Origin of the sequence: Kitasatospora sp. YST-16 (assembly GCF_026802215.1) — a bacterium.
Taxonomy (GTDB): Bacteria; Actinomycetota; Actinomycetes; order Streptomycetales; family Streptomycetaceae; genus Kitasatospora; species Kitasatospora cineracea.
This window is the reverse complement of the sequence record NZ_CP113837.1, coordinates 4,032,128-4,058,516: the sequence shown is the minus strand read 5'-3', so window position 1 is coordinate 4,058,516 and position 26,389 is coordinate 4,032,128. Positions and strand designations below refer to the sequence as shown.

23 protein-coding genes and 1 pseudogene are annotated in these 26,389 nt (G+C 72.3%); 9 read left to right on the top strand and 15 right to left on the bottom strand.

Annotated elements, in window-relative coordinates:
• Window positions 1-18: 18 nt before the first annotated feature.
• On the top strand, window positions 19-549 hold the full coding sequence (locus OU787_RS18690) for a GNAT family N-acetyltransferase (RefSeq protein WP_268660049.1): 531 nt from the start codon (window positions 19-21) through the stop codon (window positions 547-549).
• Here the strand turns inward: OU787_RS18690 and OU787_RS18685 are convergent.
• From OU787_RS18685 to OU787_RS18675, 3 genes are all read right to left on the bottom strand, one after another.
• On the bottom strand, window positions 546-2,111 hold the full coding sequence (locus tag OU787_RS18685) for an MFS transporter (protein ID WP_268660048.1): 1,566 nt from the start codon (window positions 2,109-2,111) through the stop codon (window positions 546-548). The two genes, OU787_RS18690 and OU787_RS18685, sit on opposite strands and share 4 nt — an antisense overlap.
• 116 nt (window positions 2,112-2,227) lie before the next feature.
• Complete coding sequence (locus tag OU787_RS18680; protein ID WP_268660047.1) at window positions 2,228-2,662, bottom strand: MarR family winged helix-turn-helix transcriptional regulator; 435 nt, start codon at window positions 2,660-2,662, stop codon at window positions 2,228-2,230.
• Window positions 2,663-2,772: 110 nt separating this feature from the next.
• The gene (locus OU787_RS18675) at window positions 2,773-3,318 is read right to left on the bottom strand and encodes a DUF1707 and FHA domain-containing protein (RefSeq protein ID WP_030458089.1); all 546 of its coding nucleotides are present in this window, start codon (window positions 3,316-3,318) and stop codon (window positions 2,773-2,775) included.
• Between the two features lie 276 nt (window positions 3,319-3,594).
• Between OU787_RS18675 and OU787_RS18670 the strand changes: the two genes are divergently transcribed.
• The gene (locus tag OU787_RS18670; protein WP_030458090.1) at window positions 3,595-4,086 is read left to right on the top strand and encodes a hypothetical protein; all 492 of its coding nucleotides are present in this window, start codon (window positions 3,595-3,597) and stop codon (window positions 4,084-4,086) included.
• A gap of 6 nt (window positions 4,087-4,092) precedes the next feature.
• Here OU787_RS18670 and aspS read toward each other — a convergent pair whose 3' ends face one another.
• The gene (aspS, locus tag OU787_RS18665) at window positions 4,093-5,409 is read right to left on the bottom strand and encodes an aspartate--tRNA(Asn) ligase (RefSeq protein ID WP_030458091.1); all 1,317 of its coding nucleotides are present in this window, start codon (window positions 5,407-5,409) and stop codon (window positions 4,093-4,095) included.
• Window positions 5,410-5,712: 303 nt separating this feature from the next.
• On the opposite strand from aspS, the gene OU787_RS18660 reads away from it, so the two are divergent.
• Both OU787_RS18660 and OU787_RS18655 read left to right on the top strand, forming a co-directional pair.
• Window positions 5,713-7,371 (top strand): hypothetical protein, encoded by a 1,659-nt coding sequence (locus tag OU787_RS18660; protein ID WP_268660046.1) that lies wholly within the window; start codon window positions 5,713-5,715, stop codon window positions 7,369-7,371.
• A gap of 309 nt (window positions 7,372-7,680) precedes the next feature.
• Window positions 7,681-9,015, top strand: coding sequence for a diaminopimelate decarboxylase (locus OU787_RS18655; protein WP_268660045.1), 1,335 nt, complete (start codon window positions 7,681-7,683; stop codon window positions 9,013-9,015).
• 21 nt (window positions 9,016-9,036) lie between these two features.
• On the opposite strand, the gene OU787_RS18650 is transcribed toward OU787_RS18655, so the two are convergent.
• The 5 genes from OU787_RS18650 to OU787_RS18630 all read right to left on the bottom strand — a co-directional run bounded on the left by OU787_RS18650 (window position 9,037) and on the right by OU787_RS18630 (window position 12,457).
• Window positions 9,037-9,480 (bottom strand): hypothetical protein, encoded by a 444-nt coding sequence (locus OU787_RS18650; RefSeq protein ID WP_268660044.1) that lies wholly within the window; start codon window positions 9,478-9,480, stop codon window positions 9,037-9,039.
• Window positions 9,481-9,493: 13 nt separating this feature from the next.
• The gene (locus OU787_RS18645; RefSeq protein WP_268660043.1) at window positions 9,494-10,123 is read right to left on the bottom strand and encodes a tetratricopeptide repeat protein; all 630 of its coding nucleotides are present in this window, start codon (window positions 10,121-10,123) and stop codon (window positions 9,494-9,496) included.
• A 96-nt stretch (window positions 10,124-10,219) separates the two neighbouring features.
• On the bottom strand, window positions 10,220-11,314 hold the full coding sequence (locus OU787_RS18640) for a radical SAM protein (RefSeq protein ID WP_268660042.1): 1,095 nt from the start codon (window positions 11,312-11,314) through the stop codon (window positions 10,220-10,222).
• Between the two features lie 11 nt (window positions 11,315-11,325).
• Window positions 11,326-11,859, bottom strand: a complete 534-nt coding sequence (locus OU787_RS18635; protein ID WP_268660041.1) for a class IV adenylate cyclase — start codon at window positions 11,857-11,859, stop codon at window positions 11,326-11,328.
• Window positions 11,846-12,457, bottom strand: a complete 612-nt coding sequence (locus OU787_RS18630; RefSeq protein WP_268660040.1) for a dTMP kinase — start codon at window positions 12,455-12,457, stop codon at window positions 11,846-11,848. The genes OU787_RS18635 and OU787_RS18630 overlap by 14 nt, the downstream gene beginning before the upstream one ends.
• A gap of 1,004 nt (window positions 12,458-13,461) precedes the next feature.
• Between OU787_RS18630 and OU787_RS18625 the strand changes: the two genes are divergently transcribed.
• Window positions 13,462-14,889 (top strand): hypothetical protein, encoded by a 1,428-nt coding sequence (locus tag OU787_RS18625; RefSeq protein WP_327059398.1) that lies wholly within the window; start codon window positions 13,462-13,464, stop codon window positions 14,887-14,889.
• 15 nt (window positions 14,890-14,904) lie between these two features.
• Entirely contained in the window at window positions 14,905-15,393 is a 489-nt protein-coding gene (locus OU787_RS18620) for a hypothetical protein (protein WP_268660038.1), read from the top strand.
• A 70-nt stretch (window positions 15,394-15,463) separates the two neighbouring features.
• On the opposite strand, the pseudogene OU787_RS18615 reads toward OU787_RS18620, so the two are convergent.
• Together OU787_RS18615 and OU787_RS18610 are read right to left on the bottom strand one after the other, a co-directional pair.
• Window positions 15,464-15,619, bottom strand: a pseudogene (locus tag OU787_RS18615) (NCS2 family permease); the annotation flags it as partial.
• Between the two features lie 17 nt (window positions 15,620-15,636).
• Window positions 15,637-15,792: a hypothetical protein gene (locus OU787_RS18610; RefSeq protein WP_268660037.1), complete on the bottom strand. Its 156-nt coding sequence runs from the start codon at window positions 15,790-15,792 to the stop codon at window positions 15,637-15,639.
• A gap of 141 nt (window positions 15,793-15,933) precedes the next feature.
• Here OU787_RS18610 and OU787_RS18605 point away from each other — a divergent pair, with 141 nt between their 5' ends.
• On the top strand, window positions 15,934-17,538 hold the full coding sequence (locus OU787_RS18605; RefSeq protein ID WP_268660036.1) for a hypothetical protein: 1,605 nt from the start codon (window positions 15,934-15,936) through the stop codon (window positions 17,536-17,538).
• Between the two features lie 54 nt (window positions 17,539-17,592).
• On the opposite strand, the gene OU787_RS18600 is transcribed toward OU787_RS18605, so the two are convergent.
• The 3 genes from OU787_RS18600 to OU787_RS18590 all read right to left on the bottom strand — a co-directional run bounded on the left by OU787_RS18600 (window position 17,593) and on the right by OU787_RS18590 (window position 19,785).
• Window positions 17,593-18,012 (bottom strand): PIN domain nuclease, encoded by a 420-nt coding sequence (locus OU787_RS18600; protein WP_268660035.1) that lies wholly within the window; start codon window positions 18,010-18,012, stop codon window positions 17,593-17,595.
• Window positions 18,009-18,209 (bottom strand): type II toxin-antitoxin system VapB family antitoxin, encoded by a 201-nt coding sequence (locus tag OU787_RS18595; RefSeq protein WP_268660034.1) that lies wholly within the window; start codon window positions 18,207-18,209, stop codon window positions 18,009-18,011. Before OU787_RS18595 ends, OU787_RS18600 begins: the two co-directional genes overlap by 4 nt.
• Before the next feature lie 112 nt (window positions 18,210-18,321).
• Window positions 18,322-19,785, bottom strand: coding sequence for an NCS2 family permease (locus OU787_RS18590; RefSeq protein WP_030458096.1), 1,464 nt, complete (start codon window positions 19,783-19,785; stop codon window positions 18,322-18,324).
• A 236-nt stretch (window positions 19,786-20,021) separates the two neighbouring features.
• Here OU787_RS18590 and OU787_RS18585 point away from each other — a divergent pair, with 236 nt between their 5' ends.
• Entirely contained in the window at window positions 20,022-20,309 is a 288-nt protein-coding gene (locus OU787_RS18585) for a DUF2530 domain-containing protein (protein WP_030458097.1), read from the top strand.
• A 151-nt stretch (window positions 20,310-20,460) separates the two neighbouring features.
• Window positions 20,461-22,899 (top strand): HAD-IC family P-type ATPase, encoded by a 2,439-nt coding sequence (locus tag OU787_RS18580; RefSeq protein ID WP_268660033.1) that lies wholly within the window; start codon window positions 20,461-20,463, stop codon window positions 22,897-22,899.
• Window positions 22,900-22,912: 13 nt separating this feature from the next.
• Here the strand turns inward: OU787_RS18580 and OU787_RS18575 are convergent, their stop codons facing one another.
• Window positions 22,913-26,200, bottom strand: coding sequence for a sacsin N-terminal ATP-binding-like domain-containing protein (locus OU787_RS18575; RefSeq protein WP_442788494.1), 3,288 nt, complete (start codon window positions 26,198-26,200; stop codon window positions 22,913-22,915).
• Between the last annotated feature and the right edge of the window lie 189 nt (window positions 26,201-26,389).

Genomic DNA, 26,389 nt, shown 5'->3' with positions numbered 1-26,389 from the left:
TCGGATAAAAAGGCAGTCATGCACATCCGTACCGGAGGCCCCGATTCCACCCAGGACCTGCTCGCCCTGCTCGACGGCGCCGTCGCCTGGCTGGCCGCGCGCGGCCGCACCGGCCAGTGGGGCACCGTCCCGTGGTCGCAGCGGCCGGAGTCGGTGGCCCGGGCCGAGCGTTCCTGCCGCGAGCAGTTCGTCCGGATCGCCGAGCCCGACGGCGGGGGCGCCCCGCTCGGCATCTGCGTCATGTCGCAGCAGGCCCCCGCGTACGCGGGGACGGCCGACCGGCCCGAGCTGTACGTCCACTGGCTGGTGACCGACCGCGCGCACCGCGGTTCCGGCGTCGGTGCGGCCCTGGTCGCGGACGCCCGCCGCGAGGCCCGCGAGCGCGGCCTCGGCCTGCTGCGGGTGGACTGCTACGCGGGCGGGGACGGCCGGCTGGTCGAGCAGTACGAGCGGCTCGGGTTCACCCGCACCACCGCGTTCACCGCCGACCGGCCGGACGGCCCCTGGCCCGGGCAGGTCCTGGAGCAGCGCGTCCCCGCCCAGGGTTAGCAGGCGGTCGCCAGGTCGCCCTTCTGCACCACCGAGAACACCCGGCCCCTGGTCCGCACCGGGTGCAGGTCCAGGCGCAGGCGCAGGCCGCTGATCCGGCCGAGGACCAGCGCGACCACGCCGGCCGCCGCGGCGGAGACCAGGCCGCAGGCGAGCAGGCCGAAGCGCGGGCCGTACTGCGCGGTGATCCAGCCGACCAGCGGGGCGCCGATCGGGGTGCCGCCGGTGAAGACCAGGACCAGCAGGCCCATCACCCGGCCGCGCATCTCGGGGTCGGTGCCGAGCTGCAGCGCCGAGTTGACCGAGGTGTTGAAGGTCAGGCCGAACACGCCGATCAGGGTGAGCAGCAGCGCGAAGGTCCAGTAGCCGGGCGCGAGCGCGGCCAGCACCTCCAGCGCGCCGAAGGCGAGCGCCGCGAACACCAGCCGGCGCAGCCGGGGCGCGCCGCGGCGGGCGGCGAGCAGGGCGCCGGTCAGCGAGCCGACCGCCATCGCGGTGTTGAGCAGGCCGTACGCGCCCGCGCCGACGTGGAAGGTGTCGTGCGCGAAGCCGGCGAGCAGGGTCGGGAAGTTGAACCCGAAGGTGCCGATGAACCCGGCGAGCACCATCGGCCACAGCAGTTCGGGGCGTTCCCGGACGTACCGCAGGCCCTCGCGGAGCTGGCCGCGCTCGCGGGCGATCCGCTCGACGGGGCGCAGTTCGCTGCTGCGCATGGCGAGCAGGCCGCCGATGACCGCGACGAAGGAGAGCGCGTTGACGGCGAACGCCCAGCCGCTGCCGACCGCGGCGATCAACGCGCCGGCGACGGCGGGGCCGACCAGGCGGGCGGTCTGGAAGTTGGCGGCGTTCAGACTGACCGCGTTGGCCAGGTCCTTGGCGGGCACCATCTCGCTGACGAAGGCCTGCCGGGTCGGGTTGTCGACCACCGTGACCAGGCCGAGCAGCAACGCGAACAGGTAGACCACGACGGGTGTGACGGCGCCGGTGATGGTGAGCAGAGCGAGGACGGCGGCGAGCAGGCCCATCGCGCCCTGGGTGGCGACCAGCAGGCGGCGCTTGGGCAGCCGGTCGGCGAGGACGCCGCCCCACAGGCCGAGCAGCAGCATCGGCAGGAACTGCATGGCGGTGGTGATGCCGACCGCAAACGGGCTGCCGGTGAGGCTGAGCACCAGCCAGTCCTGGGCGATGCGCTGCATCCAGGTGCCGGTGTTGGAGACGACCTGGCCGGCGAAGTAGTACCGGTAGTTGCGGATGCGCAGGGACGAGAACATCCCTCCCGGGCGGGTGAACCGGCCCGGCGAAGCGGCGGGGGTCTCCGCCGCGGTGGGATGCTCGGGGTCGTCGTCGCCGCTGCCCGGCAGGCCCGTGGGGGCGGGTGCCTGGCTCTGCGCGGCGGGGGCGCCGGTGGGCGCGGTTCCGGTGGTGGCGGCCGCTTCGTCGGTGAGCGGTTCTTCGTGGCGCGGGCCCGCGGGGCGGGTGATCGGGCGCCGGGTGTCGGTGCGGAGGTCGGTGCGGATGGTCGCGGTGCGGATCGCGGCGGCGCGGGCGGCCGGCGGTGTCAAGGTGGTCTCCCCTCGGCGCGCCGCGACCGGTTCGGCGGTCGCGGCGCGGTGTGCGGTGCTGGTGGGTGCTGCGGTGATGCGGTTCTCCTTCGTACGCCCGGGACGGGACGGACCGGCTACAGGTTGGCCAGCTTGTAGAGCACGGGTGCGGCGGCCTTCAGCCGCTCCCACTCCTCCGCGTCGAGGTTCTCGGCGAGGACCGCCAGCCAGGCGTTGCGCCGGCGGCGGGACTCGTTGAGGATCTCCTCGGCCTGCTCCGTACTGCTGACCACCACCTGTCGGCGGTCCTCCGGGTGCGGTTCGCGCCGCACCAGGCCCTTCTCCTCCAACATGGCGATGATCCTGGTCATCGACGGCGGCTGGACGTGCTCCTTGCGGGCCAGCTCGCCCGGTGTCGCCCTGCCGCAGCGGGCGAGGGTGCCGAGCACCCCCATCTCGGTGGGGCTCAGCGACTCTTCGACCCGCTGGTGTCGCAACCGTCGGGCCAGGCGCATCGCGGACGACCGCAGCTGGCTGACCGCCAGCAGGTCGTCCTCGGACATCTCGGGCATGTCATTAGCCTACGTCATTACCGAGTCTAAGGAAAATTGATTTCGCCCGGCCCGCGGTACGGGCCGGCACGGGCCCGGTCCCCGGTACGGGCCCGGTCCGCGGTACGGGCTCAGTCCGCGGTGAGGTGGAAGCCCAGCCGCCCGAAGCGCAGCCGGTCGCCGGCCCGGACCACGGTGCCGCCGGCCACCCGGCGGTCGTTGACGAAGGTCCCGTTGCTGGAGCCCAGGTCGTACAGCACCCAGTCGCCGGCCTCGAAGCGCAGTTCGGCGTGGCGCCGGGAGACGGTCGAGTCGCCCAGCCGGAGGTCGCAGCCGGTCATCCGGCCGATCCGCAGCAGCCGGACGGCCGGGTCGGGCAGTTGCAGCCTGGTCAGCTGCTCGGCGTGCCAGGTCTGCCGGAGCCGGACCTGGAGCGCGGAGACCTTGGCGACGGTGCGCAGCAGCACCCGGGAGACCGGGCCGTAGGTGCGCAGGTCGCCGACCACCTCGGCGAGCTCGGCGCGGCTGCGGGCGGTCAGCACCAGTTCCATCCGGCGGATGAAGGTGTCGTGCGAGAGCCGGCCGCTGCCGACCCCGTCCCGCAGCACCGCCAGGGCGTCGTCCCGCTCGGCCTGCGAGGGGCGGGCGAGCTGGGTGCTGAACTCCTGAGCGGCCATAGCGTGATTGTCGGGTGACCGGCCCGCACTGTCCAGCACGCCGCCGGGACCGGTCCGCCGACCCGTCCGACTCCGGCCCGGGGCACGGCTTTTCGGTCCGGTCCCGGTCAACTCCCCCGCGCCGGGCCGCCGTCCTGGCAGGATCCGTCCCGCCCAGCACCGACGACCGCCCCGCCGCCCAGCACCGACGACCGCCCTGCCGACCCACCCGACGACCGCCCTGACGCCCCACCCGACGACCCATCCACCCGACGACCAGCCCGGGGAGCGCCCGCCATGCCCGTGATCGCCGTGACCGGGCACCTCGACCTCGCCCCGGACACCGCCCGCGCCGTCCGCGCCGCCCTGGACGCGTTCCTCGCGCCGTACCCGGCAGGCGAGTTGACGGGGGTGTCCTGTCTCGCGCCGGGCGCCGACACGCTGTTCGCGGACGCCGTGCTGGCCCGCGGCGCCCGCCTGGTCGCCGTGCTGCCCGGCCCGTCCGCGCCGGGCCCGCACGCCGGTGCCGCCGAGCGCGCCGACTTCGACCGCCTGCGGGCCGCCGCGCACCGGGTGCTGGTGCTGCCCGCCGCCCGGCTCGACCCGGCCGCGTACGTCGCCGCCAACGACCGGCTGCTGCTGCTCGCCGACCGCGTGGTCGCGGTCTGGGACGGCGGGCCGGGCAACGGCCGGGGCGGGACGGCCGACATGGTCGCCGCCGCCCGGGCCGCCGGGCTGCCGGTGGACGTCCTGTGGCCACCCGGCTCGACCCGCACCGGAAGGCCCTGAACGGGCTTACGGCTCCAGCCGGTTCGGGCCGCGGAACAGGAACACCGCGTCCCGGATCGAGGGCAGCCCGAGCGCCAGCATCAGCACCCGGCCCAGGCCCAGGCCGAACCCGCCGTGCGGCGGCATGCCGTACCGGAAGCAGTCCAGGTACCGGCCGAGCGGGCCCTCGGGGCTGGCGTCCATGCCCTTCTCCCGGGCCTGCGCGACCAGCCGGCCGTAGCGGTGCTCGCGTTGCGCGCCGGTGGTGATCTCCACGCCCTTCCAGAGCAGGTCGAAGGACTCGGTGACGGCCGGGTCGTCGGCCGACCGCAGGTGGTAGAACGGCCGCACCGAGGCCGGGAACCCGGTGACGAACACGAACTCGTGCCCGGTCTCCCGCTCCACCAGCGCGCTGAGCAGCCGCTCGCCCTCCGGGTCGAGGTCCTCCCGGACGCCCTCCGGGTCCCATCCGGCGTCCCGCAGCTTCTTCACCGCCTCGGCCATCGTCAGCCGGGGGAAGGGCAGTTCGGGCACCACGACCCGTACGCCCCAGTGCCGCTCGATCTGCTCGCCGTGCCGCTCGGCGACCAGCTCCAGCGCCCGGCGCAGCATCCGCTCCTCGAAGGACATCACGTCCTCCACCCCGTCGATCCACGCCAACTCGACGTCCACGCCGGTGAACTCGGTCGCATGGCGGGACGTGAAAGAAGGCTCCGCGCGGAACACCGGACCGATCTCGAAGACCCGGTCGATGCCGCCCGCGATCGCCATCTGCTTGTAGAACTGCGGGGACTGCGCCAGGTACGCCTTCCGTTCGAAGTACCCGACCTCGAACACCTCCGCGCCGGACTCCGAGGCGGTGCCCATCAGCTTCGGCGTGTGCAGCTCGGTGCACCCCTGCTCGGCGGCGACCTCCCGCATCGCCTGCTCGACGGTGGTCTGCACCTCGAACACCAGCCGCCGCTCCGGACGCCGGAGGTCCAGGAACCGCCAGTTCAGCCGCTGTTCGGGGCCGGTCTCCGGGCCGATCGGCAGCCCCGGCTCGGCGGCCGACACCACCTCGACCCGCTCCGGGACGATCTCCAGCCCACCGAGCTTCACCACCGGGTTCGCCACCACCCGCCCGGTCACCACCACCGCCGACTCCACCGTCAGCCCCCGCAGCAGCTCCCCGAGCGCGTCCCCCTCACCCCCGCGCCGGTGCGTGACCTGCACCATCCCGGTGTGGTCGCGCACCACCACGAACTGCACCTTGCTCTGCAGCCGCAGCGTGTTGACCCACCCCTTGACCGTCACCGTCCGACCGACCGCGGCCGGCAGCTCACCGACGAGGACACGCACCATGCCGAAGCAACTCCCTGGGTTGCGGGCGCGTTGTTCGCGCCACGAGAAGAGCGGTAGACAGCCGCTCGAGGACACGCCCACGCTAACCCGCCCACCCCGACCGCCACCTCCGGTTTTTCCCCCGCGCACCCGGCCCGCCACCGGCCACCCGCCACCACGACGGCAACCCGATACGCCCCCTCCCTCTCACCACTCCCTCTCCTCGCCACCCCTCCACCACCACTACGATGACCCGACTCGGCAGCGCCCGAGCAGAAGTGACCGACCGTCAGCCATGCGCGCGTTTCCTGGGGAGGACGTCCGGTGGACGAGGATGCGTGGGACAGTTCCGCCCTGCGGGCGAAGACCCTGGCGGGGCTGCTGGCCCTGGTCGGCCCGCTGGTCGAGACCGCGGCCCTGCCGCAGCCGCAGGCCCCCGTCCGGCGGCTGGAGGTGTTCGACCCGCTCGACCGGCCCACCGGGGCCCGGGACGGGACGGTGCTGGTGGCCGTCGGCGTCGACCCGCACGCGGCGGCCGCCGAGGAGTTGCTGCGCGCGGCGGGGGACGGCCGGGCGGCGGCCGTGGTGCTGCGGGAGGTCGGCGACGGCGCGCGCAAGGATGCGCTGCGGGAGGCCGCCCGGCAGGCCGGCACGGCGCTGCTGCTGCGGGCGGCCTGGGCGGGCTGGCCGGAGCTGATCACCGCGCTGCGGGCCGCCGTCGAGAGCCCCGCCCCCGGCAGCACCGACGTGCCGCTCGGCGACCTCGGCGGCCTGGCCCGCCGGATCGCCCTGCAGGTCGGCGGGGCGGTGACCATCGAGGACCCGGACTCCCGGGTCCTCGCGCACCACGCGGAGAGCGCCGACCTGGACGGCATCCGGCTCCGGACGGTCCTGACCGGCGCCGTCCCCGAGGAGCGGCGCCGGGCGATGGACCGGGACGGCTTCCTCCGGGAGCTGTGGTCCTCCCACCGGGTCCTGCACCGCCGGGCCGGCCCGGACGCCCCGGAGCGGATGGCGGTGGCGGTGCAGGCCGGCGGCGAGCGCCTCGGCTCGATCTGGGTGGCCGCGATCACCGGCCGGCCGCTCCAGGAGAGCGCCGTCGAGGTGCTCCAGGACGCCGCCCGGGCCGCCGCCGTCCACCTGCTGCACCACCACTCCCGCCGCGACGCCCGGCAAGCCCTGCTGCTCGACGCCGCCCGCGCGGTGCTCGACGGCCCGGGCTCGGGCGCCCTGCTCGCCGGGTACAGCGGCATCCCGGCCGACGCGCCCTGCGCCGTGCTGGCCGTCGGCACGCCCGGCCCGGTCGACGACGGCCGGCGCGTCCGGCTGGAGCGGCAGGTGCGCCTGCACCAGCCCCGCCCCGGCCGGGGCTCCCTGGTGCTGCCCGCCGACCGCGGCGTCCTGGTCCTGCTCGGCGGCCTCGCCGACCGGCCCGCCACCGCCACCGCCCAGGCCGCCGACTTCGGCCACCGGCTGGCCGCCGAGCTCTCGCACCGCTCCGACGCCCCGGTCCTGGTCGGCCTCGGCCCGGTCCGAACCCGGCTGGACGACGCCGCCCGCTCCCGCCACCACGCCGAACTCGCCCTGGGCGGACTGCTGTTCGGCCGTCCAGGCCCCGAAGGCCGGTGCGCCACCGTCGAACAGGTCGCCGACGCGGTGGCCCTGCGTCACCTGCTCGAAGCCCTGCACGACCTGCCCCTGCCGGTACGGACCTCGGTCTCCCGCCTGATCGAACAGTCCGGACCGCCGGACGAACCGCGCAAGGACGAACCCGACCCGCCGGCCATGCTGTACGCCTACCTCCGCCGCTCCGGCGCCCTGGGCCCGGCCGCCGACGACCTCGGCCTCGCCCGCACCACCTTCGCGGCCCGCTTCCAGGCCCGGGTCCTCAAACCCTCCGGCCTGGACGTGAACGACCCCGACGCCCGCCTGCTCGCCCACCTCCAACTCCGCGCCCTGCGCCACCGCGCCGAGGAGCGCTGACCACCCGGACCCGTGCCCGGACACCGGTTCCGCCCGCCGACCCGGTGCCCGCGCACCGCCCCCACCCGCCGGACGCCCCGCCCGGGCCGCCCGCACCGTCCGACCCGCTCCGCACCGGCGCCCCCGCACCGGACCGCCACGCACCGGGGCCGACGCCGCGCACGGCGCCCGGCCCGACGCCCGGAACCCGGCCCGGCCGCTGCTGCCCGCGGCCCGCCCCGGCCGCCATCCTGGGAGGCACGGCCCCGGCCCGCGTCCGGGCCCGGCCCCTTCCGGTTCCTGCCGACCGACCCGTGCGGAGCGTGCCCCATGCCCGAGAACCGTCCCCCGTCCGAGCAGCTCCCCTTCTCCCTGATCGGCGCCGAGCGGCGCGAACTCCTGCTGCGCGAGGCCGTCCGCCAGGGCCTGCTCGACCCGGAGGAGACCCCGCTCGCCGCCTTCCTCGACCTGGACGCCGTCACCGAAACGGTCGCCGCCCTGCACGCCGCGTTCCCCGCCGCGCTGGACGTCCGGCACGCCTTCGCCGCCAAGGCCAACCCGCTCGGACCGGTGCTGCGCCGGCTGCGCGCCCTGGGCATGGGCTGCGAGGTGGCCAGCCCGGGCGAGTTCGCGCAGGCCCTGGCCGCAGGCTTCCCGCCGGAGCTGATCGTGCTGGACTCCCCCGCCAAGACCCGCCGCGAACTGGCCCTCGCCCTGGACCTCGGCGTCACCGTCAACATCGACAACTGGCAGGAACTGGCCCGGATCGACGCCCTGCTGACCGGACGCCGCTCCGCCGCCCGGATCGGCGTCCGGATCAACCCGCAGGTCGGCGGCGGCAGCATCGCCGCGATGAGCACCGCCACCGCCACCTCCAAGTTCGGCATCCCGCTCGCCGACGCGGGCAACGCCACCCGCCTGATCGAGGCGTTCCGGGCCCGCCCCTGGCTCACCGAACTGCACTGCCACGTCGGCTCCCAGGGCGTCGACCTCGACCTGATGGCCACCGGCGTCGCCGCCACCGCCGCCTTCGCCGAACGGATCAACCGGGAACTGGGCCGCCGCCAGGTCACCGGCCTCGACATCGGCGGCGGCCTGCCCGTCAACTTCGCCGACGACCGGATCGCCCCCGGCTGGGACGCCTACGTGGACCGGCTGCGCACCCACGCCCCCGTCCTGTTCGACGGCCGCTACCGGCTGACCACCGAGTTCGGCCGCTCGGTGCTCGCCAAGTCCGGCTTCATCGCCTCCTACATCGAGTACACCAAGGAGGCCGGCGGCCGCCCCATCGCCATCGGCCACGCCGGCGCCCAGGTCGCCACCCGCACCGTCTTCATGCCCGACAGCTGGCCCCTGCGGATCAGCGCCCACCACCCCTCCGGCCGCACCAAGCACGGCACCCCCGTCCCCCAGGACGTGGCCGGCCCCTGCTGCTTCGCCGGCGACCTCATCGCCCGCGCCCGCCCCCTCCCCCGCCTCGCCCCCGGCGACCTGATCTGCCTCCTCGACTGCGGCGCCTACTACCCCTCCAACCACTTCTCCTACAACTCCCTCCCCGAACCCCCCGTCCACGGCGCCACCACCACCCCCACCGGCACCGTCCACTTCACCCCCCTCCGCCCCGCCCAACCCCTCGAAGCCCTCCTCACCCCCACCCCCGCCTGACCGTCCGGGGGCCGGACAGCCCTACGCCGGAACCGGCGGGAGGTTCGTGAGGACGCGCCGCTCCCGGTCCCGTGCCCGGAAGCCGAGGCCGACGCCGATGAAGACAGTGGTGCCGACCTTGGCCCTCCTGGGACGGCGGGTGTGCTGGAGGCAGATGATCGGGTCGGCTTCGCCGAACCCGGCCTCGTCCAGGTGAAAGTCGAGGAACTGCCCTTCCGTGTAGCCGATGTAGACGCCGACGTGCGGTTGCTCGACGTCCAGGCCGGTGGACCGGGCCACGAACGCGGCCAGGTCGGCCTGGGTGGCGAAGCGGTGCGCGGCCGCACCGACGGGCGCGTTGCGCTTGCCGTTGCGCTGGTAGCCGTCGGCGGCGAGGGCCTGCTCGGCTTCCGCCGCCATGACGGCGACCGGTTCGGCGAGGAACGGCCGGTCCCACAGGTGCCGGGGCTGCACCCGCTGGTGCACGGCATGGCTCCACTCACCCGGTGCCGCCGGTGTTGCCGATCAGCACGTCGACCCGGTCGAGTGCGGCCTGCGTGGATCCGACCAGTTCGGTGTTCCCCTTGGCGATCCGCAGCCGCAGTGCCTCTTGCAGGTGTGCGTGGGCGCCGGTGAGGTCGCCGCGTTCCATGAGGTGCTTGCCGAAATGCTGGAGCGCGAAGTCGAGGAGTTCCGGGCACTTGCTCCGCGCGGCGTCCAGGGCGCTGCGGTAGAACGTCTCCGCGGTCTCGACATCACCGGCGTAGCGGTGGGCATCGCCGAAGTTGAGTTCGGTGGCGACGACGGCCCGGACGTTCCCGCTGGTGACAGCTAGTTCGAGCGACCGGCGGAGAAACGTGCGGGCCTCGTCGTGGTCCCCCAGGCTCATCCGGGCGATGCCGATCCACCGGGCCAGGACCCGGGCTCGGTCGGGGCCAGGGCCGGTGGACAGTTCCTCCCGGAGCCGGTCGACCGCGGCGGTCAGTTCGGCCTGGTCGGTGGGAACCATCCGCAGGCCGGAGTCCTGGGTGATGAGGTGCTGGAGCACTGGACCTTCCCTCGTTCGGTTCTGCTCGACGTTCCGCTCCAACTGGTCGATCTGCCGGCGCAGGCCGGTCGGCAGTCCCACCCGTGCGAAGTGAAGTGCCCCTCCAGCAGAGGTGGTTGCCCCGCAGCCGCACAGAACACCGGGGGCCGCCACCAAATCATTCCGCGTCCGTGTCGGTCAGGCGGCAGTGCCGTACTGGTCCGTCAAACGCCGGACCTCGGCGTCCTTGAACGCGCGCACCTCTTCGACGATCCCGCTCTTCGACAGCTCCGCCACGGGCACGCAGAGGTCCATGCGCTGGATGCAGACGCCGACCATGTACTCACCCTGCTCGGTGAGGTACAACCGGACGCCGTAGTAGCCCTCCTGGCAGTCCGTGTCGTTGTTGAACCGGCACGACGCGCAGGTGTCCGGGAGCCGCACCGGCAGCAGCCGCTTGACGTAGACGGCACGGCCGCCGAGCGCCCGGTAGAGGGTGCGTTCGTCGGACGTGCCGGCGGTGAACGTCCGGAGCACCGGTTCCGCGCCGACACGGGTCAGCACCTCGGATATCGCGGCGGTGGACTCCGGGCCGTCCTGGATGCTGGTGAGCATCCGCACGTCCGCGAACTGGCCGTGCGACTCGATCAGGTTGACGACCCGGTCCACGTGGGCCATGCCCGGGACAACGATGTTCACGGAGACCTTCACCCCGTTGGACACGGCGGCCCGGATGGTCTGGACGGCGCCCCGGATCTTCGTCTCGGCCAGCCCCGCCGATTTGAAGCGCTCGGACTGAACAGCCTGGAGTTCCTCGGCGGTGGTGCCGAAGACCGAGACGTTGACCCGGTTGAGGCCCGCCGCAGAGCAGTCCGGCATGACCTGCCGACCGCGCTCGCCGTTGCTGGTCATTCCGACGGTCAAGCCCATGCCGGTGAGAGCCGAGACCAGCGAGGACACCTCCGTATGGAGAGTGGGTTCGCCGCCGGTCAGGTGCACCTCGCTCGCGTCGAACGCCCGCGCAACGGTTCGCACCGCCCGCCGGAACGGGAGGTCCGGGGTCATCTTCGCGGCGAGGAAGTTCACGCCGTTGGACTCGGTGTAGATCGACACGCGCCCGGTCCCGCCCGGCCCCGACACGAAGGGCAGCAGGGTACGACCCTTGTTGTCGGCGGTGACGGGCGTTCCCTCGTTGTGGCAGAACGTGCAGGCCAACCCGCAGTCGTCGATCACCTTGATGCGGATGGTCCTGTCCCGGACGATCCGGATTGCCGGGCCCTGGGTGGCAGTCAAGACGCCTCCATTCACTCGAATGTGAGCCGGGAGATCGCCTCGATGTCGATCCCGTACCGGCGGTAGACCTTGGTCGTGTTCTCGCTCGTCAGCTCGGCCAGAGGAAGTCCGAGCGCCTGCACCGTCGCGTAGACGTGTTCGGCGTCGTCCCCCTCGATCTCCATGTACGGCGGGATCAGCGGCCACTCGTCGATCTCGACGGCCGCTCCGCCCAGCGACCAGGACGACCGGCGGTTCTCCTGGTACGCCTTCGGCTGGTAGCCGAGCTTGCCGAGCAGCAGGTTGGCGGTGTCGAAGTCACCGACGCTGGTCTCCGTCTCGGAGACGCCGTCGATCGCGTCGGAGTGGATCTCCTTGATGCACAGCGTGATGCCGCTGCCGGTGTCGCGAAGGCGGACCCACGTGCCGGGCCGGCCGGGAATGTCGTAGACGTAACGGCGCTGGAAGCGGTCGCCCAGGTGCTCGGCCCCGGCCTCGACCAGCAGCGCGCGGATCTTCGCCGGCTCGATGTTGAGGATCTTCACTTCGAACTCAGTTGCGGTCATGATGAGTTGACCTTTCCAGTCGGGGTCTCGGGACTTGCGAGCGGACGATATCGACTATCGCGCGGGCCACTTCCTGCGGCGTGCGGCCGGTGCCGTCCACACGGACGAGCCCGAATGCCCGGTACACGCGGGAGCTTTCGGCGACGTTCGGCTCCTCGCGCTGGTGCCAGTAGCTCAGCGTCCCCTGCTCGGCCCGCTGTCGGATGCGTTCCTGGCGGACGCGCTCGTCCACCTCCAACAGCACTGCCACGTCCGGGACGAAGGCCCCGTTCGGATACTCCGGGGAGCAGTCGTGTCCCATGGCTCTGTGCGTGGCGATGGTGCGCGGGAAGTAGGAGTCGACCACCACCGGGCGGCCGCTCTGGCTGAGCGCCCTGGCACTCTCCGACTTGACGTGGTTGGCCATCATCCACCAGTGGAATCGGACCGAGAGGATGCCGGTGGCATCCACCTCCGCCCGCATTCGCGGGAAGGTCGGCAACACCTCGTCCGTCAGGTGAACACCGTTGAGCAGGGCGGCAACCAGCGGGGCGACGGTGGTCTTGCCACTCGCGCTGAGACCGTCGAGGGTGACGAAAGGCCCACGGCCTATGTCCATCTGAACTCCATTCTGCGGTCGTCATGTCTGCGATGCCGCGAGACCCGCCTCAGCCATCGGGGATAGCTGGTCCGGGTGGGAATCTTGAGGAACTTCCCCGGCCAGGCCAGCGGCGCGGCGTCCGGAGCAGACCGGGCAGCCTGCGGCGAGCCGAGGTGGTCCGAGTCCAGTTGGTGGACGATGGAGCCCCCGAGGAGAAGCACGGTGACCACGTGCCCGAGCGCCCAGATTCCGGCCAGCACCGCGCCGACCGGATCGCGGTGTTGCCCTCGATGACGGCTGCCGGCGGAGTACTGAGCACTCACGATGCTTCCAACCTCAACTCGAACCAGACCCATTTGCCGTGCGGCTCGCACGTCACGCCCCAGCGCTGGGAGAACGCAGCGACCAAGCCGAGGCCGTAGCCGGACTCCGCTTCGCGCGCCGGAGCCATCAGCACGGGCAGTTCGCCCGACGAGTCCCCCACCCCGCCCCAGAGGGACGAGGGCTTACGGCGCGCCGCAACCGCGATCCGCCAACAACCGGTGGCTTCACCGCGTTGGCCACCAACTCCGTCACCAGCAGCTTCCCGGTGTCGGCCAACCTGCCACCGGACCAAGCGCCGAACGCCGACGCAACCATTTGCCGTGCAGGCGAGGCGGCCTCCGGAACACACGGCAGCACCATGTGGCAACCGACGTCATCCGCTTGGACGGAGACCACCTCGAAGTGCTCACTCCAGAAGGCCCGACGAGCCGGGCGGTAGCGCTTCCGGACATTCGACCTCCAGTCCCGATCAGTCAGGCAGTGTCTCCACCAGCCAGCTTTCGGGCGGTGGAGACACTGCGTTGTGCGCAGCAGGCACACAAGAAGGATCGGCCCCGTACAGGCGCCAGACGATGGCCATGAAGTGTTACCTAGGCGGTAATACTCTTCTGCAGAGCGGTTTTTGATGATCCGTATCCCGCTATGCTCCCCAGCGAAGGCAGCGCCCGATGACGCATCCAGGCCGGACCCGAGGCCGCTTGCTGTCTGCTGAGCTACTGGCGCGCGAAGACCTCCGTCTGGCGCTCGCCGAGCACGACTTCGCCGCAGCCTTCGGGCTGGTCAAGAAGTACGGCGGGTACTCGCAGAACAAGATCGCGGCGGCCTGCCAGCTCACCCCGGGCAAGGTTTCCACGATCATGTCCGACCGGGCGAAGAGGATCACGTCCTACGAGGTGATCGCCCGAATCGCCGATGGCTTGGGGATCCCGGGCCACTACCTCGGACTGTCACCGCGCGCGTGGGAATCCGACACCGGACAGTCCCAGCGACCAGCCGAGACCAGCCTTCCGGACGACGGCTTCCCCTGGCGGCCGGAGGTGACAACAGCACTCGCCGCCCGCCTCACGAGAACTGATCTCGCTATGGACAGACGCACCGCCGCACGCCTGCTGACCGCAGCCGCGATCACCGGAACAGCTCTGCTGGACCCGCTCGAAGGGTGGCTCGCCACACCCGCAGCTGCAGCCGAACGGCACCGACCCGGACGACTCGGCCGACACGACGTGGCCCAGCTCGAACACTCCGCCGTGGCCTTCCGCCAGTGGGACCACCGGTACGGAGGTGGCCTGCGAGCCAAGGCCGTCCTCGGCCAGCTCAACGACACCGCCGCCGCACTCGAAGACCGCCAACTCCCAGAGATCGAACGGCGATTGCACGGCGTCATGGCCCAACTCGCGGGCACCGCCGCCACGATGATGTGGGACTCCGGCTACCAGCGACGCGCCCAGGACTACTACCGGTTGGCCCTCCGGTCCGCCCACGAGGCAGGAGACCGGGCGTTCGGTGCCAATGTCCTCGCCGGCATGGCACGCCAGATGCTCTACACCGACCGACCGGGTGACGCGCTTGAACTGGTCAGGCTGGCCCAGGACGGCAGCCAGGGCCACACCGGCCCCAGAGTCCGGGCCATGCTACGGACCCGCGAGGCGTGGGCCTATGCAGCGATGGGACGAGTCGCAGCCTTCCGCCGCGCGACCGGCCAGGCCGAAGACGAACTGTCCGCCGCCCGATCGACCGACGACGAACCCCACTGGATCGCCTACTTCAACCGCGCCGAGATCTCCGGCGTGACCGGTGGGCGGCTGCTCGACCTGGCCCGCACCGACCCTCACACCCATGCCGACTCCGCCGCCGAGCACATCAGGGCAGCGCTGGCCGAGCGGGGAACCGAGGCGAGCCGATCCCATGCACTCGACCGGATCGGTCTCGCCGAGACCCGTTTCCTGGCGGGCGACATCTCCACCGCGGTCGAAGAGACCAGGCAGGCCGTGGCAGCCGCCGCGCGCACCAAGTCCGACCGCGTACGGACCCAACTCGGCGGGCTCTACCAATACACCGTCGGCCATTCGACCAACCCGGCCGTGCGAGAGGCCCGCGATAGCATCCGCGAGCTACTGGCGAACTGACCGAAGGGGAACGGCATGACCGTCATCGCGGTAACCGGGCACATGGACCTCACCGAGGACAGCGTCACTCTGGTCCGCGACACCCTGACCGCCCTGCTCGCCGACCACGCCGACAACGGCCTCACCGGAGTCTCCTGCATCGCCAAGGGGGCCGACGCGATCTTCGCCAACGCCGTGCTGTCGGCCGGCGGACAGCTGGTCGTCGTCGTACCGTCCGCCGACTACCGGCAGACCAAGGTCAAGCCCGACTACGCCGAGGAGTTCGACCGGCTCCACCAGGCCGCGACCGAAGTCGTCGTGATGCCGCACGCCGAGGCCAACCGCGAGGCGTACGAAGCCGCCAACGAGGAACTCCTCCGCCGCGCCGACCTCCTCTTCGCCGTCTGGGACGGCCGGCCCGGCAACGGACGCGGAGGCACCGCCGACACGGTCGCCGGAGCACGCGCCGCCGGTCTGCCGGTCACGATCGTCTGGCCCGACGGCGCAGCCCGCAAGAGCCACTGAGCTCTCACGCAAAAGTGGCCCCGCACTCGGTCAGGAGTGCGGGGCCACTGCCATAGCCAGGAGGCTCAGGTCAGAGCAGGCCGAGGGCCGGCATCAGGTAGTAGAAGGCGAAGACCGCGGCGACGCCGTACATGGCGATCGGGACGGTGCGGGCGCGGCCGGCGACGATGTGCAGGAGGCAGAAGGTGATGAAGCCGAAGCCGATGCCGTTGGTGATGGAAGCCACCATCGGCTTTGGCAGGATCACCGAGCGACGATGCCGAGGACGCAAGTCGCCAACAGCGTCACGCCGGTGATGGCGACCGTGAGCGGCACAGCAAGCGATGGCTGGGTGCGCGCCAAGTGGAACAACGCCCCGCCAAGCAGGGTGGCAAGCAGTGCAAGCATCAGGGCGATCAACGCAGTCGTCGTAGTCATAGAGATCCCCTCTGTCGGTTCAGCAGCGACAGCACTGATCATGGAAGGCGAAGCCTCGTTGCGGCACGCGCACACTGTTGCGAACGCTCGCAACAGTGTGGAAAGCCCGACGAAGGAGCACGGATGCCGCGACCCGAACTGGTTCCGAAGGAACCGCAAAGGATTGTCTTCCAGAAGGACGTAAACCAGGCAATCGGCCCTGAACGCTACGAACTCGCCCTGGCACTACGCGAATTGTCCCAACGCCTCGGTGTAACTCTGAGCCGCTACGCCATCCGCTCGTTCTGGGACCGTTCGACGGTCTCACGGTTTCTCAGCGGCGTCCTGGTACCGCCCGCCGATTTCGTCGATCAGCTGATCGACGACGGTGACCGGGCAACGGGCACCACCCTGACCCCTGACGCCCGCGCCCTGGTACGCAAATTGCACCGGACCGCCCTACGGGCAACAAGCCCGGAGGCGGCGGACCTGCAGGATCTGCGGGACAAGTTGGCGGCGGCGGACAAGGAGAGCCGCCTTCTCCTCCAGGAAGCCAACCTGCTGCGCAACATGGTTCGCCACGTCCATGAACAGCTCGATGAGCAGCAGGCCCGGTTTCGAAAGTTGGAACAGACCGGCACCGCCGACCGGATCCTGCACCGCGCCGAACTGGACCGACGTTCCTCTGCCTTCGAGGCCCTGCGGGAAGAACGGGACGAACTGAACGAGATGCTCGCCCGCCTGGCTGCGGAATTGGCGGACGCTGAGCGACGCGCCCGCGAGGCCGAAGAACGGTGCTCCGCCCTGGAACAGGAACTGGAGCACGCTGAACACCGAGCCGAGGAACGGGAAACCGAACGGGAGGAACATAAGGAGCGGGAGGACCTGGCTGGAACGGCCACCCCGGAGAAGCGCTTCGCCAACAGGATGACCAGCAAGAGCTCCGACGCCGGCGGCACCCTCAACCTGGGCTTTGACCCAGAACTCGGTGCCCGGATCTCCCGCACTCTCGATGAACAGCAACCTCTGCCGCTATCCGAGGACGGATGGCGAAAGCTGGACAACCGCCCCGGGCTTTTCCAACTGGTCCACATCGAATCTGCCGAGTCGCTGGACCGGATGTACCTCGGCAAGGCCAGCCACTCCCTGCTCCACCGGTTGCAGAGCGCCGAACAGAAGATCCGCGGCCGGAAGAACACCTCTCCGGACAGGATGTTCTTCACCTACGCGTATGTGGAGGACGACCTGGCCGCGTTTGCCCCCGAACAACTTGCCCTCGGGCACTTGGAGGAGGCTTACGGTCTCACACTGCCCTGGAACTTCAACGGATTCGGCAACAAGGACGCAGGACGCCAGCGCGATACGACGGTTCTCTCCCCCAGCCACTTCGACATGGCCTACCCGATCGACCTGGACTGGCCCATCATTCACGGCACGAGCCAACTGACGTCCCCGCGCGACTTCCTCAGACGACTCAAGGAAAACCTGCCCTACAACTTCAGGTACGACCGAGTGCTTGAAGGGTCGGAACAGACCTCCTTGGAAGTCCCGCCAGGCCATTTGACCGCCGACGCAGCCTTCCGCTTCCTGGCTCAAAGTCTCGGAGACTCCTGGCAGATCAGCGCTCTGAAGGGCCATGTCATCCTCTACCGCGAGCGCACCACCTATCCCACCGCCATCCGCTACTACTCCGGCGAGCGGGTGGAAGACGTCAGGGACGGCGCGGGCGCGGCCAAGGCCGGTGAGTAGGGACACAGGAGGCGAGAAGCCGAAGCAATTGCCACCAATATTCCGTGCGGGATCTCAGTCGGCTGTGCCCGGCGGAACGACCCAGCGGGTGGGCTGCCCGGTGATGGCCGCGATCATGTCGTAGTCGCCGTCGTAGTGCAGGACGGTGACGCCGTGCCGTTCGGCGGTGGCGGCGATCAACATGTCGGCCATCGACAGCGCACGGTGGTTGCCCCGGAACAGGGCGCGGCGCTGAATATCCTTTGCCCGATCCCAGACCTCGTCCGGGCTTGGCAGGTAGTCGAAGCCTCTGAGCAGGTGGCTCAACCGGTCCGCCTCCGCCGCGCTGCGGGCGCTGTGCAAGACCTCCATCTCGACTGCCGCGCTCACTGCCAGCAGCGCACGCTGCGACAGGTCGTCGAGAACGGGCCGCACCGCCGACTTTCCCCAGCGGGCCAGGGCCGACTTGTCGATCAGAAAGCGCTCTCGGCTCACGCCGTCGCCGACTTGCCCGACTCGTCGAGGAGGTCGAACTCCCCACTGGCGATGGCGTCGGCAAGCTCTATCCGCCTGGCCAGCTTCACGGCCTCCAACAGCGCCGCATTGACCGTGGCGACCTTGGTGGTCGTGCCGAACAGGAGCTGGGCCTCGGCCAGAAGGTCGTCGTCGATGTCGATCACAGTCCGGGCCATGGCCGTTCCTTCCGCAGGCAGCAACAAGATAACGATATCGACCCAGGGCCATGCCCGATATCAAAAACGGCCCCGCGCTCCGAGGAGCACGGGGCCGTCGGACGATCTGAGGTCAGAGCAGGCCGAGGGCCGGCATCAGGTAGTAGAAGGCGAAGACCGCGGCGACGCCGTACATGGCGATCGGGACGGTGCGGGCGCGGCCGGCGACGATGCGCAGGAGGCAGAAGGTGATGAAGCCGAAGCCGATGCCGTTGGTGATGGAGTAGGTGAACGGCATCATCACGATGGTGAGGAAGGCCGGCATGGCGATGGTGAAGTCGGACCAGTCGATCTCCTTGATGGAGTTCGCCAGGATCAGGAAGCCGACGGTGACCAGCGCGGGGGTGGCGGCCTGGGCGGGGACCATGGTCGCCAGGGGGGTGAGGAAGAGGGCGAGCATGAAGAGCGCGCCGGTGACGATGGAGGCGAAGCCGGTGCGGGCGCCCTCGCCGACGCCGGCGGTGGACTCGACGAAGCAGGTGTTGGCGGAGGCGGAGGTGGCGCCGCCCGCGGCGGTGGCGATGCCGTCGACCATCAGGATCTTGTTGATGCCGGGGAGGTCGCCCTTCTCGTCGAGCAGGTGGGCCTCGTCGGCGACGCCGAGGATGGTGCCCATCGCGTCGAAGAAGCAGCTCATCAGCACGGTGAAGACGAACAGGATGCCGGTGAGGACACCGACGTGCGAGAAGCCGCCGAACAGGCTGAAGTGGCCGACCAGGCCGAAGTCGGGGGTGGCGACGGGGTTGCCGGGCCAGGTGGGGACGGTGAGGCCCCAGGTCTCGGGGGCGAGGTCGGCGGCCTGCTGGATGACCACGGCGACGGCGGTCATGACGGCGATCGAGATCAGGATCGCGCCGGGGACCTTGCGGATGACCAGGGCCATGGTGAGCAGCAGGCCGAGGATGAAGATCAGCACGGGCCAGCCGTGCAGGTGCCCGCCGGCGCCGAGCTGGAGCGGGACGGTGGTGTGGGCGGCGTCCGGGACGCGGGTGACGAAGCCGGAGTCGACCAGGCCGACCAGGGTGATGAACAGGCCGATGCCGATGGCGATGGCCTTGCGCAGGCCGAGCGGGACGGCGTTCATGACGCGTTCGCGCAGGCCGGTGGCGACCAGCAGCATGATGGCGAAGCCGGCCAGGACGACCATGCCCATGGCGTCGGGCCAGGTCATCTTGGGTGCGAGCTGGAGCGCCACGATGGTGTTGACGCCGAGGCCGGCGGCGAGGCCGATCGGCACGTTGCCGATGACGCCCATCAGCAGGGTGGTCAGGCCCGCGGTGAGCGCGGTCGCGGTGACCAGCTGCCCGCCGGCGAGGTGGGTGCCGTTCATGTCCGTGGCCGAGGCCAGGATGATCGGGTTGAGCACCAGGATGTACGCCATCGTGAAGAAGGTGGCGACACCACCGCGGATCTCGCGGGGCAGGGTGGAGCCCCGCTGCGAGATCTTGAAGAAGCGGTCCAGGGCGCCGGACGGGGGCTGCGGCGCGTTCTGGGAGGGCTCGGGCGACGCGGTGGTCGACTGGGCCTGCGGAGACATGTCGGGGGTCCTCGATCGGAAGGGGCCGGGGGAGACCGGGAGTCAAGGCGGGGGACATTTCAGTATGTCGATTCCGGTCGTGCACGCGCCATCTTCGCGCGTAGAGCGAGCCCATTACGGTCACACTCGATCACCATCGCTCACGTTCGGCCGCCCGAGAGGAGCGGCCGACCGCCTCTCCCCGACGGTCGACCACCTCTCCCGGGCGGCCCGGGCCGCCCCGTAGGCTAGGGCCCATGCCCAAGACCGCGCTGCGCTCCGCTCCCCCGCCCCTCGAGGGGAACGACGTCGCCATCGTCGGCACCGGCACGGTGCTGTGGTTCGTCGGCTTCGTGGCGCTGGTGCCGTTCCAGGGGTGGCTGTCCGACCACGACCACGGCACCTGGCCGTGGATCTGCCTGTCCGGCGGCCTGCTCGGCCTGATCGGCCTCAAGTACTGCACCGCCCGCCGCGCCGCGATCCGCCGGGCCCGCGCCGCCGAGGCGGCCGAGGCCGCCGGAGAACCCGGGGAAGCCGCGCTCTAGCGCACCGCCGCAGCACGTCGCCGTAACACACCGCCGCAGCACGCCGCCGTAACACGCCGTCGCAGCACGCCACCGCCCCCGCCACCCGTCCGGCCGGAATCCGGCCCGAGGCGGGACGCACCGGGCAAATCGCCCACCTAGAGTCGGTGCCATGACGCACTCAGCGGAAGGCACCGCCGCGCCCGGCCCGGGCCCCGGTCCGGGCCCCGGCGCGCACCCCACCGGCGCGGGCGGCGCGTACCAGCCCGGGCTGAGCGGTGCCGAGGTCGCCGAGCGGGTCGCCCGCGGGCAGCTGAACGACGTCCCGGTGCGTTCCAGCCGCTCGGTGCGGGAGATCGTCCGGGCGAACGTGTTCACCCGGTTCAACGCGATCATCGGGGTGATGTTCGGCATCATCCTGGTGGTCGGCCCGATCCAGGACGGCCTGTTCGGCCTGGTCATCGTCGCCAACACGGCGATCGGCATCGTCCAGGAGATGCGCGCCAAGAAGACCCTGGACAGCCTCGCGCTGATCGGCGAGGCCCGCCCGCAGGTCCGCCGGGACGGCGCCGCGGTGCAGGTCTCCGCCGGCGAGATCGTGCTGGACGACACCGTGCTGCTCGGCGTCGGCGACAAGGTCGTGGTGGACGGCACCGTCACCGAGGCGGACGCCCTGGAGGTCGACGAGTCGCTGCTGACCGGCGAGCCGGACCCCGTCCACAAGCGCCCCGGCGACCACGTGATGTCCGGCTCCTTCGTGGTAGCCGGCGCGGGCGCGTTCACCGCCACCAAGGTCGGCCGGGAGGCGTACGCCGCGAAGCTCGCCGAGGAGGCCAGCCGGTTCACCCTGGTCAAGTCCGAGCTGCGCACCGGCATCGACCAGATCCTGCGGTTCATCACCTACCTGCTGGTCCCCACCGCGATCGGCCTGGTGATCAGCCAGCTCGCGGTGCAGCGCAACGACTGGAAGGAGGCCGTCCGCCGGATGGTGGCCGGCATCGTGCCGATGGTCCCCGAGGGCCTGGTGCTGCTCACCTCGGTGGCCTTCGCCATCGGCGTGATCCGGCTCGGCCGCAAGCAGTGCCTGGTCCAGGAGCTGCCCGCGATCGAGGGCCTGGCCCGGGTCGACACCGTCTGCCTCGACAAGACCGGCACCCTCACCGAGGGCGGCATGGACCTGGTCGACCTCCGCCCGCTCGCCGACCCGGCGCGGACCCCGCAGGCCGACAAGGCCGTGCTGGCCGAGGCGCTGGGCGCGATCGGCGCCGCCGACACCCGGCCCAACCCCAGCATGCAGGCCGTCATCGACGCGTACGGGCCCCCGCCGGAGGGACGCTGGCGGCTGCTGGAGGCGATCCCGTTCTCCTCCGCCCGCAAGTGGAGCGGCGTCCAGCTGCTGGAGCCCGGCGGCACCGAGGGCAGCTGGCTGCTCGGCGCCCCCGACGTACTGCTCCCGCCTGGCTCCCCCGCGCTGGCCGAGGTCGACGAGCTGGGCGCGCAGGGCCTGCGGGTCCTGCTGCTGGGCCGCAGCCCGCTGCCGCTGGACGACCCGGACCCGGCCGCCCGGCTGGAGCCGCTGGCCCTGCTGGTGCTGCAGCAGCGGCTGCGCGAGGACGCCGCGGACACCCTGCGCTACTTCCGCTCCCAGGGCGTCCGGGCCAAGGTCATCTCCGGCGACAGCGCCGTCTCGGTCGGTGCGGTCGCCGCCCACCTCGGCCTGCCCGGCGCCGACACCGCGACCGACGCCCGCACCCTGCCCGCCGACCCCGAGCAGCTCGCCGAGGCCGCCGACCGCACCGCCGTCTTCGGCCGGGTCACCCCGCAGCAGAAGCGCGCCCTGGTCGGCGCCCTGCAGTCGAAGGGCCACACCGTGGCGATGACCGGCGACGGCGTCAACGACGTGCTCGCCCTCAAGGACGCCGACATCGGCGTGGCGATGGGCACCGGCTCGGACGCGACCCGGGCCGTCGCCCAGATCGTGCTGCTGGACGACCGCTTCGCCACCCTGCCCTCGGTGGTCGCCGAGGGCCGCCGGGTGATCGGCAACATCGAGCGGGTCGCCGGGCTGTTCCTGGTCAAGACGGTCTACTCGGTGCTGCTGGCCCTGCTGGTGGTGTTCACCCAGGTCCCGTACCCGTTCCTGCCCCGGCACTCGACGGTGCTGTCCTCGCTGACCATCGGCATCCCGGCGTTCTTCCTCGCCCTCGCCCCCAACAACGAGCGGGCCCGCACCGGCTTCGTCCGCCGGGTGCTGCGGCTGGCCGTCCCCGGCGGCGTCATCTGCGGCGCGGCGACCTTCACCGCCTACGCGCTGGCCCGCGGCGACGACGAGACCACCCTGAAGGCCGACACCTCGGTCGCCACCCTGACCCTGTTCATCGTGGCCGTCTGGGTGCTCGCCATCGTCGCCCGCCCCTACACCTGGTGGCGCCTGCTGCTGATCGGCGCCATGTCCGGCGCGTTCGCGCTGGTCCTGGTGGTGCCCTGGCTCGCCGACTTCTTCCAGCTCCAACTCGTCGGCTGGCGCGACCCGTTGACGGGCGTGGCGATCGCCCTGGTGGCGGGCTGCCTGCTGGAGGTCAGCGCCCGGGTGTTCGCGGAGCGGAAGTAGCCGCCGGGGCCCGCTACTCGTAGTCGCGGGCCGCCAGCAGTTCGTACGCCCGGTCGGGTTCGGTGAGGGCGGCGAGGATCTCGAAGCGGCGGTGCCACTGGTGCACGGACCAGGCCAGGCCGGCCGCGAGGCCCTCGGGGGTGGCGGCGTGCAGCAGGCCGGGGACGGGCGGGACGTCGAACTCGTCGTCCTCGTCGGCGGCTTCGGCCTCCTCCGGGTCGTAGGGCAGTTCGGGGGCGGTCGCGGCGGTGTCCCAGCGCCAGGCGACGTGCGCCTCCTCGCCGTCGGGGCCGACCACCAGGAGTTCCTCGTGCTCCTCGTAGACGGCGGGGCAGCCGGGCAGCAGCTCGCGGACCACCGCGGGGGTGCGGTGCAGGGTGCCCTCGGACAGGACGCGGCCGCCGGCCACCTCGCTGGCCAGCGAGACGTGCAGGCGCTCGGCGAGGGCCGGGGCGAGCAGCGGGTGGACGGGCAGCACGGCGTGGTCGTGGAGGAGTTCGACCAGGTCGGGGGCGTCGGCGGCGACCGCGCTCGCGGCGTCCACGATGACGGTGCGGTCGTCCCGGCGGCCGGACTCGGAGTCCAGTGGGGCCAGGGCCCGGACCACGTCCAGGGCTTCGACGCGTTCGGCCGGGAGGGCGGCCAACAGGCTGTAGATGCCGTGCAGTTGGCGGTGGCTGACCTCGGAGAGCGGGTCGGTGAGCCGGTCGACCAGCTCGTCCGGGCCGTGCGGTTCGGCGAGCAGCGCGTTCAGCGTGGTGCGGACGCCGAGCGCGTGCAGGAACTGCGGGTCGAGCGTGGTGCGGGCCTCGTCGTAGAGGCCGCGCAGCAGCGGGTCGGCCCCGGCGGCGCGCAGGCCGGCCGGTTCGCGGCCGTCCAGCACCGGGTGGTCGCGCAGCCACCAGGCGGTGTAGGAGGGCAGGTCGGTGTAGCTGCCGTCGGGCAGCAGGGTGCGCACCGGCGTCACCACGGCGTCCCGGTAGGGGGGCTGGGCGAGCAGGGCGAGGGCCTCGGGCCAGGCGTCGTCGGCGACCAGGTCGAGGTCGCGGACGGCGAGCAGTTCGGCGGCGACCGGCGGGACGCCCAACTCCCCGGCGTCGTCGGCGTGCAGGGCCTCCAGGGCGTCCTCGCACCACTCGGCGAGGCCGTCGGGGGCCTCGTCGATCAGGCCGGTGGGGGCGCCGCCGGCCGCCCGGTCGGCGGGGGCGGTGGGGTCGAGGCGCTCCAGGTCGTCCGGGTCGAGGACGACGTCCTCGGCGCGCACCAGCGTGAAGGCGGTGAGCGCGCCGGCCGCGGCCAGCACCTCGGGGCCCCAGCGCTCGAACAGGTCGTCGTCGACGAAGGCGGCCTCGTCCTCGTCCACCAGGAGGGCCAACGGGCTTTCGGGGAGCAGGAGTTCACCGGCGCGGGCGAGTTCGCCCTCGTCGTCGGGCAGGGCGAGGCGGGCCAGCCAGGGGTGTTCGCCGGGGGCCGGGGCGGCGGCCTTGACCAGGGCGAGGACGGCGTCGGCGAGGTCGACGGCGGCGTCGTAGTCGTCCTCGCCGAGCTCCAGCGAGCGGGCGACGGCGGCGCGGACCTCTGGGGTGTCCAGGACGCCGGCGGGGGTGGCGGTGGCGGCGCCGAGCTTGGCCAGCAGCGGGTGGGCGGCGTCGGGGTGGGCCAGCCGCAGGTCGAGCAGGTCGAGGGACTCGGCGAGCGTCTCGGGGTAGCCCTCGTAGCCGGCCCAGTCGGCCGGGTCGGAGGGCAGCAGGACCCGGCGCGGGCCGGTGATCGTGCGGCCGTCGGCGAGCGGGACGGGCAGCGCGCCGAGCGCCTCCGGGTCGGCGCCGGCCAGGGCCGCGTACAGGCCGCGCCACCAGGCGGGTTCGCGTTCCAGGCCGCCGAGCTGGTCGACCACCTCGGCGAGCGGGGTGCGGCGCACGCCCAGGGTGCGCAGTTCGGTGCGGCGCTCCAGGCCGGCCGGGAGCAGGCCGGGGAAGATCGGGGCGAGCGCCTCGACCACCGAGTGGTCGGCGCCCTCCAGCACGACGGCGTCGCGCGGGCGCAGCGCGGGGGTGCCCTCCTCGGCGCCCTTCGGGTGCGGCAGGAAGGGCGTCTCGGGCAGCCGGGCCAGCACGGCGGTGCGCAGCGCGTTGTCGAGGGCGCCCTGGCCGAGCGGGGCGGGGACGAGGTCCAGCGAGTGGAGGTCGGCGCCGCGGGCGCGCAGCAGGTCGGCGTAGGCGTCGGCGGCGCGCTCGGTGAGGAAGTCGGTGAGCGGGCCGGGCGCGACGTGCCGCCGGGTCGGGTCGAGCGGGTAGGAGGCGATCAGCAGCGCGGGCACGCCGAGCGGCTCGTCGCTGGGCGTGGGGGCGTGCACCACGGCGGCGGTGCGCGGGCGCTGCGGGCGGCCCTGCCCGTCGACCGGGACGGCCCAGGTGAGCGTCCAGTACGGGCGGGCGCGCTCCTCGGTGGTCCGGTCGGCCAGCAGTTCGGGGGCGGCGGTGCCGGCGGCGCTGACGGTCTGCCAGGTAGTGCTGCGCTCCCCGTCGGTGATGGTGATGGCGGGCAGCTGCTCGGGGCGCGGCGGGTGCGCGGTGCGGGTCAGGGTGCGCACGCCCTCGGGGGTGTCGACGACCACCTCGGCCAGGCCGGGCAGGGTCAGCAGCAGGGCGTCGTCGACCTCGGCGAGCAGGCGGCGGGTGAGGTCCTCGGCGGCGGCGTCGCGCAGCGGCAGGACGACCACCGTGTGGTAGCCCTCGGGGGCCTCGCCCTCGGCCGGGAACGGCACCCGGAGCACCGGCAGGTGGCCTTCGCGCCGGGTCAACTCCCCGGCGAGCTGCGGGATTTCGGCGACCAGCGCGCGGGCGTCGGTGAGCGACCAGCGCACCCCGCCGGTGTGGCCGAGCACGGCGGGCTCGTCGCTGACGGCCAGCACCGCGGCGAAGCCGACACCGAACCGGCCGACCACGTCCCGCTCGTCCTCGCGCTTGGCGGAGGCCCGCAGCGTGGAGAGCGACTCGACGCCCGCCGCGTCCAGCGGGGCGCCGGTGTTGGCGGCCGCCAGCACGCCGTCCCGCAGGGTCAGCCGGAGCCGGCCGGCGGTGCCCGCCCGGGCGGCCGCGTCGGCGGCGTTCTGGGCGAGTTCGACGATCAGCCGGTCCCGGTAGCCCCCGAGCGCGAGCTCCTCCTCGGCGTTGGCGTCCTCCCGGAATCTGGCGGGCGCGGCCGTCCAGGCGGTGAGCACGGTGTGCCGCAGCCGGGCCGTGTCGAAGACGTCCGACCCCTGGGGGGACGCCGCGCTGCCGATGATCCGAGACTCCACGTGCCGAGCCGCCCTTCGCGTGGTCTGCGTACGAGTCGGCATTCTGCCAGGGGTCCGGGACGGGCCACGCCGGCTGTGCGCGGGAGCAGGGGCGCGGGGAACTGCGCGCTTCGGGAGGCACGCGTCGGCCAGGACCGCGACGGGGACGGTGACTTGCCGCCCCCTCGCGGTCCTGCTGCGCGCACGCCG